This is a genomic window from Bradyrhizobium sp. USDA 4452 (assembly GCF_054063575.1).
Map to the genome: position 1 here is coordinate 484706 of NZ_JBSSGK010000001.1, position 14603 is coordinate 499308.

Annotated in this window: 14 protein-coding genes; 5 read left to right on the plus strand and 9 right to left on the minus strand. The window is 64.7% G+C overall.

What is annotated here, in order from left to right:
* Positions 1-47 precede the first annotated feature (47 nt).
* Positions 48-446 (plus strand): MAPEG family protein, encoded by a 399-nt coding sequence (locus ACVISU_RS02600; RefSeq protein ID WP_050400586.1) that lies wholly within the window; start codon positions 48-50, stop codon positions 444-446.
* 42 nt (positions 447-488) lie between these two features.
* Here ACVISU_RS02600 and ACVISU_RS02605 read toward each other — a convergent pair whose 3' ends face one another.
* The 6 genes from ACVISU_RS02605 to ACVISU_RS02630 all read right to left on the minus strand — a co-directional run bounded on the left by ACVISU_RS02605 (position 489) and on the right by ACVISU_RS02630 (position 5773).
* The gene (locus ACVISU_RS02605) at positions 489-1082 is read right to left on the minus strand and encodes a class I SAM-dependent methyltransferase (RefSeq protein ID WP_050400587.1); all 594 of its coding nucleotides are present in this window, start codon (positions 1080-1082) and stop codon (positions 489-491) included.
* A 16-nt stretch (positions 1083-1098) separates the two neighbouring features.
* Positions 1099-2076, minus strand: coding sequence for an N-acetyl-gamma-glutamyl-phosphate reductase (argC, locus tag ACVISU_RS02610; RefSeq protein WP_456705916.1), 978 nt, complete (start codon positions 2074-2076; stop codon positions 1099-1101).
* Between the two features lie 103 nt (positions 2077-2179).
* Positions 2180-3226: an N-acetyl-gamma-glutamyl-phosphate reductase gene (gene argC, locus ACVISU_RS02615; protein ID WP_050400589.1), complete on the minus strand. Its 1047-nt coding sequence runs from the start codon at positions 3224-3226 to the stop codon at positions 2180-2182.
* Positions 3226-3897 carry an FMN-binding negative transcriptional regulator gene (locus ACVISU_RS02620; protein ID WP_456705917.1) on the minus strand — a complete coding sequence of 224 codons (672 nt, stop codon included), beginning with the start codon at positions 3895-3897 and terminating at the stop codon, positions 3226-3228. Before ACVISU_RS02620 ends, argC (ACVISU_RS02615) begins: the two co-directional genes overlap by 1 nt.
* A 217-nt stretch (positions 3898-4114) precedes the next feature.
* Positions 4115-5095: an MBL fold metallo-hydrolase gene (locus ACVISU_RS02625; protein ID WP_456705918.1), complete on the minus strand. Its 981-nt coding sequence runs from the start codon at positions 5093-5095 to the stop codon at positions 4115-4117.
* 147 nt (positions 5096-5242) lie between these two features.
* Entirely contained in the window at positions 5243-5773 is a 531-nt protein-coding gene (locus ACVISU_RS02630; RefSeq protein WP_456705919.1) for a DedA family protein, read from the minus strand.
* 187 nt (positions 5774-5960) lie between these two features.
* Here ACVISU_RS02630 and ACVISU_RS02635 point away from each other — a divergent pair, with 187 nt between their 5' ends.
* The 4 genes from ACVISU_RS02635 to ACVISU_RS02650 all read left to right on the plus strand — a co-directional run bounded on the left by ACVISU_RS02635 (position 5961) and on the right by ACVISU_RS02650 (position 10505).
* Complete coding sequence (locus ACVISU_RS02635) at positions 5961-6329, plus strand: hypothetical protein (protein WP_050400593.1); 369 nt, start codon at positions 5961-5963, stop codon at positions 6327-6329.
* A gap of 127 nt (positions 6330-6456) precedes the next feature.
* Positions 6457-8517, plus strand: a complete 2061-nt coding sequence (gene parE / locus ACVISU_RS02640; RefSeq protein WP_456705920.1) for a DNA topoisomerase IV subunit B — start codon at positions 6457-6459, stop codon at positions 8515-8517.
* Positions 8518-8744: 227 nt separating this feature from the next.
* Positions 8745-9536 (plus strand): outer membrane protein, encoded by a 792-nt coding sequence (locus ACVISU_RS02645; protein ID WP_050400595.1) that lies wholly within the window; start codon positions 8745-8747, stop codon positions 9534-9536.
* 198 nt (positions 9537-9734) lie between these two features.
* Positions 9735-10505, plus strand: coding sequence for a glucose 1-dehydrogenase (locus ACVISU_RS02650; RefSeq protein WP_456705921.1), 771 nt, complete (start codon positions 9735-9737; stop codon positions 10503-10505).
* Positions 10506-10561: 56 nt separating this feature from the next.
* Here the strand turns inward: ACVISU_RS02650 and ACVISU_RS02655 are convergent, their stop codons facing one another.
* The 3 genes from ACVISU_RS02655 to ACVISU_RS02665 all read right to left on the minus strand — a co-directional run bounded on the left by ACVISU_RS02655 (position 10562) and on the right by ACVISU_RS02665 (position 14356).
* Entirely contained in the window at positions 10562-11338 is a 777-nt protein-coding gene (locus ACVISU_RS02655) for an outer membrane protein (protein ID WP_456705922.1), read from the minus strand.
* A gap of 198 nt (positions 11339-11536) precedes the next feature.
* Positions 11537-12781: an FAD-dependent oxidoreductase gene (locus ACVISU_RS02660; RefSeq protein WP_456705923.1), complete on the minus strand. Its 1245-nt coding sequence runs from the start codon at positions 12779-12781 to the stop codon at positions 11537-11539.
* Positions 12782-12847: 66 nt separating this feature from the next.
* A complete protein-coding gene (locus ACVISU_RS02665; protein ID WP_456705924.1) occupies positions 12848-14356 on the minus strand; it encodes a caspase family protein in 1509 nt (502 codons plus the stop codon).
* Between the last annotated feature and the right edge of the window lie 247 nt (positions 14357-14603).

A 14603-nucleotide genomic window follows, 5' to 3' on the forward strand; every position in this document is an offset into this window, starting at 1 on the left:
CGGATGATCCCGACGGTCGGGAATCGAATTCACGTGAGGGGGAGACGATGACGCGCGAACTGTTCTGGCTGTCGCTGACGGTGATCCTGACCGGCATACTGTGGATCCCCTACACCATCAACCGCTGCCAGGTGCGCGGCCTGTCCGGCGCCATGGCCAATCCCTCGCGCAACGACAAGCCACAAGCGGAATGGGCCAACCGGTTGATGTTCGCCCATGACAACGCGGTCGAGAACCTTGCGATCTTCGCACCGCTGGTCCTGATCCTCAACGCCGCCGATTACTCCACCAAATGGACCGTGCTGGCCTGCGCCGTCTATTTCTGGGCCCGCGTGGCGCATTTGATCGTCTACGCGCTCGGCGTGCCGGTGTTCCGCACCGTCGCCTTCACGGTCGGGTTCCTCGCGCAGGCCGTGCTGGCGCTCGCGATCTTCAAGATCCTCTAGAGCCACACATTCGCGCCGGCCGCGGTGACGGCCGCGCCGGCGCTATTCCCCGCTCTTGCGCACCACGATATGCAACATCGTCGCAGGCGCCTCGTCGAAGCTCTTGATCTCGCTGGTATCTGACGAGACTTCAACCCACGCCCCTGACGCGGCGTAGGTTGCCGCCAGCCAATCGGCTGGCGGATAATTGTAGTAGCGGCCGATGCTGTCGCGGCCGTCGCCATGGCCGACCTTGTAGCTCGCGTAGAACATGCCGCCGGGTTTCAGCGCTCGACGGATGCGGCCGAGGATGCCGGCCAATTCGTCGCGCGGCACATGCAGCAGGCACGCGCTGGCCCAGACGCCGTCATAGGCCTCACGATCCTCGAGTTCATCGAACAGCATCGCCTCGACGGGATGGTTGATGCGTCGAGCCGCGACCTCAGCCATTTCAGGAGAACCGTCGGTGGCGCGCAGCACGAAACCTTGAGCGAGCATGACCGCGGCATGATTGCCGGCGCCGCAGCCGAGTTCGAGGATCGCGCCGCCCGGCGGCAGCAGCTTGAGAAAACCGATCAGCCGGGTGGACGGTGCTTTCGCCCACCCGGCATAGGCCTCGGCATTGCGCCGGTAGAATTGCAGCGTGGCGTCGTCCACGATGCGCCTCTCGCCGTCAGCTGTCGGCGAGGCCGAGCATCAGCCGCATGTTCTGGACCGCGGCACCCGAGGCACCCTTGCCCAGATTGTCGAGCCGCGCGACCAGCACCGCCTGGCGATGCTTGTCGCTGGCGAAGACATAGAGCTCGAGCTGGTTGGTCTCGTTGAGCGCCTCCGGCTCGATCTTGCCGCTCTGGCTGGCCTCGTTCTGCAGCGGCATCGCCGAGACGTATTTGCTGCCGGCGTACCACTTTGCCAGCACGGCCTGCAGATCGGCACCATCAGGCTTGCCCGGCAGCGTGTCGAGCTGCAACGGCACCGACACCAGCATGCCCTGCCGGTAGTTGCCGACCGACGGGATGAACAGCGGCCGCCGCGTCAGATGCGAATAGAGCTGCATCTCCGGCACGTGCTTGTGCTCGAAGCCGAGGCCGTAGAGGTGGAAGGCTGGCGCCGACCCGTCCTCGAAGCTTGCGATCATCGACTTGCCGCCGCCCGAATAGCCGCTCACCGCGTTGATGGTGACGGGATAGTCGGCCGGGAGCAGGCCGCCGTCGACGAGCGGCCGCAGCAGCGCGATCGCACCGGTCGGATAGCAGCCCGGATTGGAGACCTTTTTCGCGGTCCGGATCTTGTCGGCCTGGCCGGCTGCGAGCTCCGGGAAGCCGTACGCCCAGTCGGGTGCGACCCGGTAGGCGGTCGAGGCGTCGAGCACCTTGGGCGCGGCATTGCCCATGGTGTCGATCAGCGCGACGGTGTCCTTGGCCGCGTCGTCAGGCAGGCAGAGGATCACGAGATCCACCTCCTCCATCAGCGCGCGCTTGGCGCCGGCATCCTTCCGCTTGTCCTCGGCGATGTGCTTCACCGCGACGTCAGGCAATAGCCGCAGCCGCTCCTGGATGCCGAGGCCGGTCGTGCCGGAACCGCCGTCGACGAATACGGTCGCCGTGGTCGCACCACTCCTGGTCGTCTGATTGGTATCGGTGAGGGTCATGGCACGTTCCTTTCAAGCTCATTCGTTTCGTTTGCTAGCACATCTGGCCGCGCCCGCACCGCCAATAGATTGAGCGCATCCCCGTCCGCGACAACACCTCCGCTCACGGAAACAGCGCGATCTGCTCCAGTCCGGTGGTTTCGGGCAGGCCGAACATCAGGTTCATGTTCTGGATCGCCTGTCCGGCCGAACCCTTCACGAGATTATCGAGCGTCGAGAGCACGATGGCGCGGTTCGTGATCCGGTCGGCGACGACGCCGATCTGAACATAATTCGAACCGCGTACGTTCTGCGTCTGTGGCAGCACGCCCTTCTTCGTCACATAGACGAACGGCTCATTGGCGTAGGCCCTTTCCAGCTCGGCGCGCAAATCGTCCGGCGTAGCCCCGTTGAGCTTGACATAGGATGTGCAGAACTCACCCCGCGCCATCGGAATGAGATGCGGGGTGAAGTTCACCGTCACAGGAGAGCCAGCGGCCGCGCCGATTTCCTGCTCGATCTCCGCCGAGTGTCGATGGCTTCCGATCGCATAGGGCGACAACCCTTCGCCGGCCTCGCTGAATAGCGTGTTCTGCTTCAGTCCGCGTCCGGCGCCGGTGACGCCCGACTTTGCGTCGATGATGATGTCGTCGACGTCAATCAGCTTTGCCTTCGCCAGCGGAACAAGCGCCAGCAGCACCGCCGTCGGATAGCAGCCGGGACACGCCACCAGCCGCGCGGCCGTGACCTTCTCCCGGTAGAGTTCGGTCAGCCCATAGACGGCCTCGTCCTGCAATTCGAGCGCCCGGTGCTCATGGCCGTACCATTGCGCGTAGCTGTCCTTGTCGCGCAGCCGGAAATCCGCGGACATATCGAGGATCTTGATTCCGGGATTGGCGTTCAGCACCGCGGCGATGATCTCTTGCGTCGTCCCGTGCGGCAGTCCGCAGAACACGGCATCGAGCCGGGTCCAGTCGACCTTTTCCCATTCCACGAGTTTTGGCAGGTCGAGCATGAAGAAGTGAGGAAACACCTCGCTCATCGCCTTGCCGGCATGGGTGTTGGCGGTAAGCGCGGTGATTTCGGCATTCGGGTGCCGCGCCAGCAGACGCACCGCGTCGGCGCCGGTGTAGCCGGACGCGCCCAAGATTCCGATATTCTTCTTCGTCATTACTCGCTCCCCGGAAGCGTCGTCATCTCGGCCTGTGTCGTTGCGAAAGCCTGCGGGCGCACCTCGCGCATCAAGGCCGCGATGTCCCGGGCACCGGCTTCGGCCTGCAATGCGAGCGTGTTGCCGACCGCCGCGAAATCGATTTCAGACTTGTGCTGGTTCAGCTTGAAGCTGCCCTCCACCTCTTCCACCGTCATCTCGAGACCGACGATGGCCTTCTTCATTGCTTCCAGCCGCGCGGCGGTCATCTTGCCCGACACCCACGGCTTTTTCGGCAGCAGCCGCTCCTCGAACTTGGCGCTCAGTGTGTCGATCTGAACGGCAAGCTCGTCATCCGACGAGGTCCGCACCGGCCCGGTCAGATGCACCGCCTGATAGAGCCAGGTCGGTACCTGATCGGGTGACACGTACCAGTCCGGCGAAACATAGGCGTCGGCGCCGGTGACGGCCAGCAGCCAGGACGAGCCACCCGCCAGCTTTACCAGCGGATTGTGACGAGCAACATGAAACAGCGCCCGCGGCGTGCCGTCGGCGGCGAAAGTCAAATAGAACGGCAGCGCGGAAGCGATCGGCTTGGCACCGTCCCACGCGCAGGCAACGCCGAAACCGCGCGCTTCCGCGAACGCAAGGCTCGCGGCACGGTCGGGCTTGAAAGGCGGTGGCGTATACATGGTCGAAAACTCCTGCGTGACGAAGGAGCCGCCAGATCGAACCGCGTGTCTTTTTCAGGAGAGCGCCGCGGGATCAGGTCCGGCGGCAGAGGCGTCTTAAACGCGAGCGACCGCCCAAACCGCGAGAATGCGGCGGCGGCGGGCGATGATGATGGTCGCTGCGTTGATCATGGGCGCGGCTATAAGGCCGCGCCCGTTTTGCGTCAAGGAAAACCGTTCAGATCGCCGGATTCCACGGTGCCGGCACGACGCGGTAGCCGCTGCCGTCCTTGACCACATTGCCGAGGCCCGGGAACGGATAGTGGAAGCCCTGCACCTGGAGCCGCTCCGCGACCACCATGTCGTAAATCCGCCGCCGGGTCTTCTCGGCCACGTCGCCGTCCTGGTCGAAGAATGCATGCCAGCCGGGATTGGCCGCAAACAGGTTCGGATTGTTGGTGACGTCGGACTGGATGAAGACCTTGTCCGGACCCGAGGCCAGCACATAGGAGGTATGGCCCGGCGTGTGGCCGACGGTCTCGACCGAGGTCAGGCCCGGCGCGATCTCCTTGCCCCATTCATAGGGCGTGACCTTCTTCTTCAGGCCGGCCTCGAAGATGTTGCGGTTGTTCTTGAACAGGCCCGCCATGCGGCCGGCCGGCGCGCGGCTCATCTCGCCGTCGTCCATCCAGAACTTCCATTCGGTCGCCGGCACCAGCACTTCGGCATTCGGGAATGCCGGCGTGCCCTCGGCCGTCAGCAGACCGTTCACGTGGTCGCCGTGGAAGTGCGAGATCACGACCATGTCGACAGCCTTGGGATCGAAGCCGGCTGCGACGAAATTGTCGGCGAACAGGCCGTTGGCGCCCTTGCTGCTGGCCTTCGCCAGCGCGCCGTTGCCGGTGTCGATCACCACCAGCTTGCCGCTGGTGTTGAGCACCAGCGGTGCGAACCAGATCGACACCATGTCGCGCGGCATGAACGCCTTCTCCAGCGCCGCGTTCACCTCGTCGCGTTTCGCATTCGGGATGAAGCCGTCTTCCAGCTTGAAGACGTTCTTGCCGTCGGACACCACGGTGACGAGGATGTCGCCGACCTTGTAGCGATAGAAGCTCGGCGCCTGCTTGTCGGCTGCGGGCGCCGCGGCGGCCGCAGGAACGGCCGAAAGCAACGGTGCGGCGGCGATGCCGGCCAGAGCGTGACGTCGTGTCAATTCCATGTGGTGTCCTCCCAGTGAAACGGCGCCCGGTGAATTCGCGTTTGGTGGGCGAGGTTGTATCAGCGTTTCGATGCGCGTGCGATGACGACGGCGCTAGCAGTTGTCTTCCCGCCTAACCCCTGCCCTAAAGCGTTATTCCGCGCGGCCCTACGCCGCCCGCCACATCCACTCGATGCCTTGCCCGATCACGTCGCCGAACAGCAGCAGCGCTGCCGACCAGACCAGGGCAGAGACGAAATTGGCGATCTGGAATTGCCAGTACGACATCTCGAAAATGCCGGCCGCAAGCGGCACCGAGGCGCGCAGCGGGCCGAAGAAGCGGCCGATGAAGATGCTGGGCACACCCCATCTCTTCACGAAGGCCTCGCCGCGCGGCAGGATCTCGGGATAGCGCGACAGCGGCCACATCTGCGCGACGTGCTCCTTGTAGCGATAGCCGAACCAGTAGGAGACCCAGTCGCCGAGCGCGGCCCCGATACCGCCGGCGATCCAGATCGGCCAGAAGTTGATCCCGCTGACGCCGATCAGGGCGCCGATCGCGACCAGCGCGCCCCAGGCGGGCACCAGCAACGAGATGAAGGCGAGCGATTCTGCGAACGCCAGCAGCAGGACGATCGGAGCGGCCCAGGCCTGATGATGGCGCACGAATTCGGCCAAGGCCTGCGCAAGCTCTTCCATCTCGTCGTGTGCCTTCCCGCTCCGTTGAACCTCGAATGAACCTTTCTAGCCGCACGCAGCCTAAGAACAGGTAAGCCGGCCCATTGCGTGACATCAAGTCACAAAGGCGGGGATCAAACGTGATTTCCCGTAAGGCCCCCGCGGTCGGGGCTGGCTCGCATATCCCTCACAAAAAAGGAATCACTTGATGATCGGGTCACTGATGATGTGCGTCGGCGTGCTCGTCTTGCTGTTCGGAATGCTCGCGGGCATCGCCATGGGTATCCAGCACGACTTCACGTTGGGGCCGGCGCATGCGCATCTCAATCTCGTCGGCGGCGTGCTGCTGTTCCTGTTCGGGCTCTACTACCGGCTGGTGCCGGCCGCGGGCAGCATGCTGCTCGCCAAGGTCCAGGGCTGGCTGCATATCGTCGGTGGCGTCTTGTTTCCGGCCGGTGTGGCCGCCGTGCTGTTGAAGGGACCCTCATTCGAGGCCGCGCCGATCGTCGGATCGCTGATGGTGGTGGCCGCCATGGCCCTGTTCACGGTCATTGTATTCCGCACCTCGCGGGCGTAATCGCGGGCTCCTATCTACACAGGCGGCTGGGCCTGGAGGCGCGGCCGCCCCCATTTGGCAGCCCATCCGTGGCATAGTCAGAGCAACCGATTCGCTGCGCCCAGATCGGCGCATCACTTGAAGAGCCATGTCCAAGCCACTGAAATCGAACGCAAAAAGAAAATCTGCCGACGACCTGTTCGGAGCCCCGGAGCCGAAGGGACGAGCCCCGGCGAAGGCTGCCTCGCGACCCGCTGGAGGCGCCGAAGCCGGCTATACGGCGGCTGACATCGAGGTGCTGGAAGGGCTGGAACCGGTCCGCCGGCGGCCCGGCATGTATATCGGCGGTACCGACGAGAAGGCGCTACACCACCTGTTCGCCGAGGTGATCGACAACTGCATGGACGAGGCGCTCGCCGGCCACGCCACCTTCATCGACGTGGAGCTCACCGCCGACGGCTTCCTAACCGTGACCGACAATGGCCGCGGCATTCCGGTCGATCCGCATCCGAAATTTCCGAAGAAGTCGGCGCTCGAAGTCATCATGTGCACGCTGCATTCGGGCGGCAAGTTCGACTCCAAGGTCTACGAGACCTCGGGCGGTCTGCACGGCGTCGGCGTCTCCGTCGTCAACGCCCTCTCCTCACGGCTCGAGGTCGAGGTTGCGCGCAGCGGGCAGCTGCATCGCATGACGTTTGAGCGCGGCCATCCCAAGGGCAAGCTCGAAGACCTCGGCAAGGTCAACAACCGCCGCGGCACGCGGATCCGGTTCAAGCCGGACACCGACATTTTCGGCGCCAAGGCGGCCTTCAAGCCGCAGCGTCTGTTCAAGATGACGCGCTCAAAGGCCTATCTGTTCGGCGGCGTCGAGATTCGCTGGCATTGCGACCAGGAGTTGTTGAAGGGCGTCGAAGACGTCCCGGCCGAAGCCAAATTCCACTTCCCCGGCGGCTTGAAGGACTATCTCGCCGCGGCGATCCACGCCGACACGCTGGTTCATCAGGACATCTTCTCCGGCAAATCCGGCCGCAGCGGCGCGCATGGCGCCTGCGAATGGGCGGTGGCCTGGACGGCCGATGCCGACGGCTTCCTGTCGTCCTACACCAACACGGTGCCGACACCCGATGGCGGCACGCATGAATCGGGGCTGCGCAGCGCACTGCTGCGCGGCCTGAAGGATCACGCCGAGCGCGCCGGTCAGGGCAAGCGCGCGGCCTCGATCACTTCGGAAGACGTGATGGTGGGCGCGGCCGTGATGCTCTCGGTGTTCGTGCGCGAGCCTGAATTCCAGGGCCAAACCAAGGACCGCCTCGCCACCGCCGAAGCGCAGCGCATCGTCGAACAGGCGATGAAGGATCCGTTCGACCACTGGCTGTCGGGCAATCCGAACCAGGCCAACCGGCTGCTCGACTTCGTGATCGATCGCGCCGAGGAACGGCTGCGCCGTCGCCAGGAGAAGGAAACCGCGCGCAAGACCGCCGGCAAGAAGCTGCGCCTTCCCGGCAAGCTCGCGGATTGCTCCGACGCCGGCACCGAAGGCTCCGAACTGTTCATCGTCGAAGGCGACTCGGCCGGCGGCAGCGCCAAGCAGGCGCGCGATCGCAAGACGCAGGCCGTTCTGCCGCTGCGCGGCAAGATCCTCAACGTCGCCTCCGCCGGCAAGGACAAGCTGACCGCCAACGCGCAGCTCTCCGATCTCGTGCAGGCGATCGGCTGCGGTACGCTCGCGCACTACCGCGAAGAGGATCTGCGCTATCAGCGCATCATCATCATGACCGACGCCGACGTCGACGGCGCGCACATCGCATCGCTCCTGATCACCTTCTTCTACCGGCAGATGCCGCGGCTGATCGACGAGGGACATCTCTATCTGGCAGTGCCGCCGCTCTACAAATTGAAGCACGGCACCAAGTCGGTCTACGCGCGCGACGACGCGCACAAGGAAGAGCTGCTCAAGAGCGAATTCAACGCCAACGCCAAGGTCGAGGTGAATCGCTTCAAAGGCCTCGGCGAGATGATGCCGGCGCAGCTCAAGGAGACCACGATGGATCCGGCCAAGCGCACGCTGCTGCGGGTGGTGCTGCTTGCCGACGATCGTGAAGGCACCGCCGACTCGGTCGAACGGCTGATGGGCACGAAAGCGGAAGCCCGCTTTGCCTTCATCTCCGACAAGGCCGAATTCGCGAGTGACGACCTGCTCGACGTCTGAGGCCAACCGACTGATTTGAAATGGTTTTCCGGCCGCCCACCGATCGGGGCGGCCGTTTTCATTCGCGCTTTCGGAGCGTGCCTGCGGTTTCGTTTTCGGGCGGTTGTGTCTCACCCGCAACAGCATTTCCGGCGGGACCACGTATAGTCCGAGCATGAGTTTCGGGAATCGGTGCCACCGCGCCCCAGTCAGCGACCCGATCGAACGCTAAAGTCGAGGATTTGGAAATGAAGAAGATTTTGCTCGCTCTGACCGCGGTTGCTGCGATGACGGGTTCCGCGTCGGCGGCCGATCTGGCCGCCCGACCCTACACCAAGGCGCCGGCCCCGATCGCGGTGGCGCCGAGCTGGACCGGCTTCTACATCTTCGGCGGCGGCGGCGGTGGCGTCTGGGACGCTGATACCGGCACCCAGTCGACCGCCACGGGCGCACCGATCCTCGGTTTCAACCAGCGCCAGGGTGGTGACGGCTGGTTCGGCACCGTCGGCGCCGGTTACGACTGGCAGACCGCCAACAGCTGGGTCATCGGCGTGTTCGCCGACGGTCAGTTCGGCAGCCTGAAGGGTACGATCCAGGATCAGACGGCGTTCCTCGCCGGCAACATCAAGAACGACTACAGCTGGGCTGCCGGTGCGCGCCTCGGTTACCTGGTCGCTCCGAACGTCCTGTCCTATGTCAACGCCGGTTATTCCGACGCACACTGGAAGGGCACCACGCTGTTCAACACCGCGTCCGCGCTTCCCTCTGGCCTGCACACCAACGACTTCGATCGCGGCGGCTGGTTCGTCGGCGGCGGCGTCGAGAACAACCTGAACATCTTCGGCATCACGGCGCCGGGCTGGTTCATGAAGACCGAATACCGCGCTGCCTACTACGACAAGAAGAGCATCTCGGAGCGGGTCGACGGCACCAACGCGCTGGCCGGCACGGACATCACCTTCAAGCCGCTGGTCCAGACCATCAGCACCTCGCTGGTCTACCGCTTCAACTGGACCGGTCCGGTTGTTGCCAAGTACTGAGCTGCGCACTGATCTCTGCTGATCAAGCAGACTAAAAGCCCCGGCATCGTCCGGGGCTTTTTTGTTTTGCCCGCTGGCTTCGGGAACCGTCCCGCGCGCGCCGGCCTATGCAGAGCCGCCCGGCCCCGCCCGATCTGGTCAGCGCTGTGGCGATCAGGCACTCTCGCGACCGGATTCAAACCACAGCGGACAACAACAATGAGAAACGGACAGTTTGATCTCTCGGGCAGGGTCGCGATCGTCACCGGCGGCAATGGCGGCATCGGGCTTGGCATGGCGCGCGGCCTCGCGGATGCCGGCGCAGCGGTTGCCGTGGTTGGCCGCAACGAGGCGAAATCGAAGGCCGCCGTCGAGGATCTCGGCAAGCGCGGCGTCAAGGCGATTGCGGTCGCCACCGACGTGACCGACAAGGCCGCCATCGCGGCGATGGTCGAGCAGGTCATCGGCGAGCTCGGCCGGATCGACATCCTCGTCAACAATGCCGGCATGAGCATCCGCAAAGCCCCGCACGAGCTCGAGCTCGACGAGTGGAGCCGCGTGATCGATACCAACCTCACCAGCGCCTTCCTGTGCTCGAAGGCGGCCTATCCGGCGCTCAAGGCGTCGGGCCACGGCAAGATCATCAATATCGGCTCGATGATGTCGATCTTCGGCGCGAGCTTCGCTGCGGCCTATGCCGCGAGCAAGGGCGGCATCGTGCAGTACACCCGCGCCTGCGCCAACGCCTGGGCCCCCGACAACATCCAGGTCAACGCCATCCTTCCCGGCTGGATCGACACCGATCTGACCAAGGGCGCGCGCCAGCAGGTCGCCGGGCTGCACGAGCGCGTGCTCGCGCGTACGCCGGCGGCCCGCTGGGGCACCATCGACGACTTCTCGGGGATCGCCGTGTTCCTGGCCTCGCCGGCATCGGACTTCGTCACCGGCACCGCGATCCCGGTCGATGGCGGCTATTCGGTGATGGTCTGAAACACAGGAGCCCCGGCAAGCCGGGGCTCCTGCGTCCTGTTCGCCTCAGTGCAAATTCAGTAGCGCGCGATCACCGGCGCGTCGAATTTGTAGTTCATGCGCACCACCGCCCACTGAATGTCGCGCGGCTTGGCGTCGAACGTGTAGGTGCCCGCCGCGGTGCCGGCGAGCTGATAGGTCTGCCGCTCGAAGGCCGCGTAATTGTATTCGACGCCGATGGTCCAGTTGCGGGTGATGCCGTATTCCCAGCCGGCGCCGACCGTCCAGCCGCTGGCCCAATGGGTCTGGCTGCCGGAGCCGGTTGCCGGCGGAACATTGTCGACGACGGACAGGCGGTTGTTCACGCCGGCATAGCCGCCCTTGAAATAAAGCAGATTGTTCTGGATCGCGTAGCCGGCGCGACCGACGATCGTTGCCATGACGTTCGTGCGCCAGCTGAATTGATCGTCGCGGCCGACGCCGAACACCGTGTTGGTGACGCGGCCGGAATTGTCGAGCCCGGAGATCGTGCCCTCGACGCCGAACACGAAGTCGTTGGCCTGCCAGTTGTAGCCGATCTGGCCGCCCCCCATGAAGCCTGAGCCGCGCTGCCGGAAGCCCTGGCCGGGCGCGAGATCGCCGAACGCCGTCGTGTTCGCGCTGTTGACCCACTGCTGGTTGGTCCAGGCGCCGCCGAGATGGCCGCCAATGTAGAAGCCGGACCAGTTATAGAGCGCCTCCACATAGGCCGGCGCCTTGGTGTACGGACGGGCGGCAAGATCGGCGGCCGATGCGGCACTGAGGCCGAGCGCCGTGGTCACGGTGAGCGCGGCAATGAATTTGGCATGAGACATGGTGACATCCCCAGATTGTCCGATGGGGACGAGCTTTCCCAGAGAGACCCTTACCAAAAGCAAACCGCGGGAACCGGCGGTGCGGAATCCATGTGCGCCGGTTTCGAATCATGTCTGTCTGTTGCAATCACGCAACTTCTAGTAGTCCCTTTAAGCAGCTGTTATCCTTGATAATTTCCTTCTCTGCAACGATGCCTGTCAGTTCGCGGCCGGCGAATGGACGTGCTCCGGCCGCACCCCGACCGCGACAAGACGCGCCGTCAGCCCTTGCAGCCAGGGCATCGCGGTGATCAACCGCAACGCGAACGGCACCGGTTGATCGCCGCCCTTCAGCGCGGCGCGGATGATGTTGTTCTGCGCGATCACCTGCATGCGCTGCGTCACCCGCACCGGGAATTCGCGCCGACGTCGCACGGCATCGAGCTCGTGCTCCGTCGGACAGCCTTGTGCGAGCCTGACCGTCAGGATGTTTGCGGTCGCGACCGCGTCTTGCACCGCGAGGTTGACGCCGACGCCACCGATCGGCGACATCGCATGCGCGGCGTCGCCGATGCAGAGCAGTCCGGGACGGGTCCAGCGCGTCAGGCGATTGATCGCGACCGTGAGCAGCTTGACGTCGTCAAAGCTTTTCACATCGGCAATGCCGGCCTTGAGGATCGGCGCGAGCCGCAGCACGTCGTCGAGCAGCGCCGGCAATCCCCTCGCCTTCACGGCCTCGTACTGTCCCTTGGCGATCACATAGGCGCATTGCCAATAGTCGCCGCGATCGAACGTCACCATCATCTTGCCGTGGTCGATGCGGGCGAACAGATTCTCGGTCTCGTCGGGGCGCCGCCCGACCCGAAACCACAGCACGTCCATCGGCGCCCCGATCTCCTCGACGACGAGGCCGGCGCGCTCGCGCACGATCGAATGGCGGCCGTCGCAGCCGATGGTGAGATCCGCCTCGATCTCGATCGGGCCATCGGGGGTGTTCACATGGACGCCTGTAACCGCATCGCCGCGCCGAATCAGGTCGGTCGCCTCGGCGCTCATCAGCACCTTGAGCGAGGGGAAACGCCTGCCGCTCTCGCGCAGGAAATCGAGGAAGTCCCACTGCGGCATCATCGCGATGAACGGATATTTGACGCTGAGACGGCTGAGGTCGGCGATCCGCACCGAGGTGCCACCGAACATGCCGTCGAGCTTCTGGATGTCCTGGTGCGGCAGCTTCAGGAAGCCATCGATCAGTCCGAGTTCATCCATCACCTGCAGGGTCGACGGATGCACGGTATCGCCGCGGAAGTCGCGGAAGAAGTCGGCGTGCTTCTCCAGCACCACGACATCGACCCCGGCGCGCGCAAGCAGATAGCCGAGCATCATGCCGGCCGGCCCGCCGCCGACCACGCAGCAGCGCGCCTTCATCTGACGCGTGTTCGATCCTGCCTGATTGCCTGCATCCATGATGCCGTCCGGAGCGTTGCCTCACCGCTTCCACTGTAACGCGGAGCGGACGACAAGGATGCAAGGCTATCGCCTGAAGGTCTTGATTTCCGACACGCTGCCGTCGCGATAGGTCAGTTCCACCGAGACCGACTTGGTCTGCGGCGCGAGCTTCAGATAGGGCTGCGCATCGGACGGGATTGCGCCCGGATCGCGCGGATTGCAGGCCGGCATCTTCAGCACCTTGTCCGGCACCGCGGTGTCGATGCCGATCCGCACCTCGCGGATCGCGCAGCGATACGACATTAGGTGGGTGTAGTAGACGAGCAGCCCGTTGAACTCGCGGAACGACAGCCAGCTCGTCGCGGTCATGTCGAGGATCTTGCGCTGGTCGCGGATCAGCGCGGCGTCGGGATCGAACTTGATCGGGAACGGCCCCTGCATCTCGCCCTGGGTGTCGACATAGCGGAGCTCGATCGTCGCCGCCGGCGCGTCCGCCGGCAGCTCGATCGAGGGATTGGGCATCCGCTTGCGGGTGCGCGGATCGAGCGTGTCCATGAAGCCGGTTTCGCGGAAGTCGCCGCTGTCGCCGATCCGCCAGGAGATGCCGAGCGTCGGATCGGCGATCGAGAACACGACGGTCCAGCCGCCATTGTGCCGCGAGAAGCTCGCGATCGGCGCGTTGATCGAGTCTTCCTTCGGCAGCTTCGGCACCGAGACCGGCGGCAGCGCGGCCACCTGCTGCGGCGGAGCCGACGGCTTGGCCGCCTCGGCCAGCGCCTCTGCCTTCCCTTTGGCAATCCCGTTCAGGAAAACGTCGTCGACCATCTGGTCGAAATAGACCGGGATCTGCTTGTGCTTCACCGTCTCGGCCATTTCGCTGACCAGACGCCGCGTGCGCTGCGCGACCTGCACCAGGTTTTCGCCGGGCTGCAGCAGCTCCTTGGCGAAGGTCCGCGTGAATACCGAATTGGGATTGGCGTCGTCGTTCGAAAGGCGGTCGAGCGCGGTCTGGCGCGGCCCTGCCGAAAACACCGAGAACACGCCTTCAGGCAGTTGCGTCATCGGCGCGAGGCCACCACCGCCGGCAACCGCCCGCGTGCCGGCGCGCTCGAACGGATTGTTGCGGCAGGCGTCGAACACCAGGATCGAGGTCCGCGCCTTCTTGTTCTGCAGCCGTTCGATAATGCGATCGGCGAGCACCGAGGCGTCGCGCACCAGCTCCTCTTGCCCTTCGGTGGCGGCCGGCACGTCGGTCGGCAGCAGGAAATTCTGGCCGGCGATCTCGAAGCCGTGGCCGGCATAGAAGAAGAACGCGGTGTCGCCCGGCTCCACGGTGCGGTCGAAGGCGAGCAGCGTTTCGGAAAACGCCTGCCGGTTCAGATTCTCGGCCACCATGACGTTGAAACCGAGCTGCTTGAGCGTGTCGCCCATGGTGCGGGCGTCGTTGACCGCCTTCTGCAGCTTGGGCACGTTCCTGTAATCATTGTTGCCGATCACCAGCGCGACGCGCTTTTGGGCCTGGGCGGGCGCCGCCGATGCGGCGAAGGCGACCGCCAACAGCGTCGCGGAAAGTCTCGAAAGCCAGCTCTTCATCCCAATTCCCGCTTGCACGACACCTGCGCCGCTCGTGCGACCGCCGCCTAATAGTCGGATCAGCCGTTTGGCGGGTTCAAGGCCGACGCCGGATGGCCGCCGTGACCGCCGCCTGGCGACCTTCTTGGCCACCATGGGGCGCCCCGTCGGTCTCAGGTCAAGTTTCTTTTTACGGCCCACGTGATAGATTCCGTCCTCCATCCGGCGCGAACTCTCGCACGTCCCAAGGGCACTCCAGGGGCTTTTC

Bases quoted from the DNA above. Each gene is read 5' to 3' on its own strand.
- ACVISU_RS02660 (WP_456705923.1), bottom strand. From the start codon at position 12,781: ATGGATGCAGGCAATCAGGCAGGATCGAACACGCGTCAGATGAAGGCG.
- argC (WP_456705916.1), bottom strand. From the start codon at position 2,076: ATGACCCTCACCGATACCAATCAGACGACCAGGAGTGGTGCGACCACG.
- ACVISU_RS02600 (WP_050400586.1), top strand. From the start codon at position 48: ATGACGCGCGAACTGTTCTGGCTGTCGCTGACGGTGATCCTGACCGGC.
- ACVISU_RS02665 (WP_456705924.1), bottom strand. From the start codon at position 14,356: ATGAAGAGCTGGCTTTCGAGACTTTCCGCGACGCTGTTGGCGGTCGCC.
- argC (WP_050400589.1), bottom strand. From the start codon at position 3,226: ATGACGAAGAAGAATATCGGAATCTTGGGCGCGTCCGGCTACACCGGC.
- ACVISU_RS02650 (WP_456705921.1), top strand. From the start codon at position 9,735: ATGAGAAACGGACAGTTTGATCTCTCGGGCAGGGTCGCGATCGTCACC.
- ACVISU_RS02625 (WP_456705918.1), bottom strand. From the start codon at position 5,095: ATGGAATTGACACGACGTCACGCTCTGGCCGGCATCGCCGCCGCACCG.
- ACVISU_RS02655 (WP_456705922.1), bottom strand. From the start codon at position 11,338: ATGTCTCATGCCAAATTCATTGCCGCGCTCACCGTGACCACGGCGCTC.
- ACVISU_RS02635 (WP_050400593.1), top strand. From the start codon at position 5,961: ATGATCGGGTCACTGATGATGTGCGTCGGCGTGCTCGTCTTGCTGTTC.
- ACVISU_RS02630 (WP_456705919.1), bottom strand. From the start codon at position 5,773: ATGGAAGAGCTTGCGCAGGCCTTGGCCGAATTCGTGCGCCATCATCAG.
- ACVISU_RS02645 (WP_050400595.1), top strand. From the start codon at position 8,745: ATGAAGAAGATTTTGCTCGCTCTGACCGCGGTTGCTGCGATGACGGGT.
- ACVISU_RS02620 (WP_456705917.1), bottom strand. From the start codon at position 3,897: ATGTATACGCCACCGCCTTTCAAGCCCGACCGTGCCGCGAGCCTTGCG.
- parE (WP_456705920.1), top strand. From the start codon at position 6,457: ATGTCCAAGCCACTGAAATCGAACGCAAAAAGAAAATCTGCCGACGAC.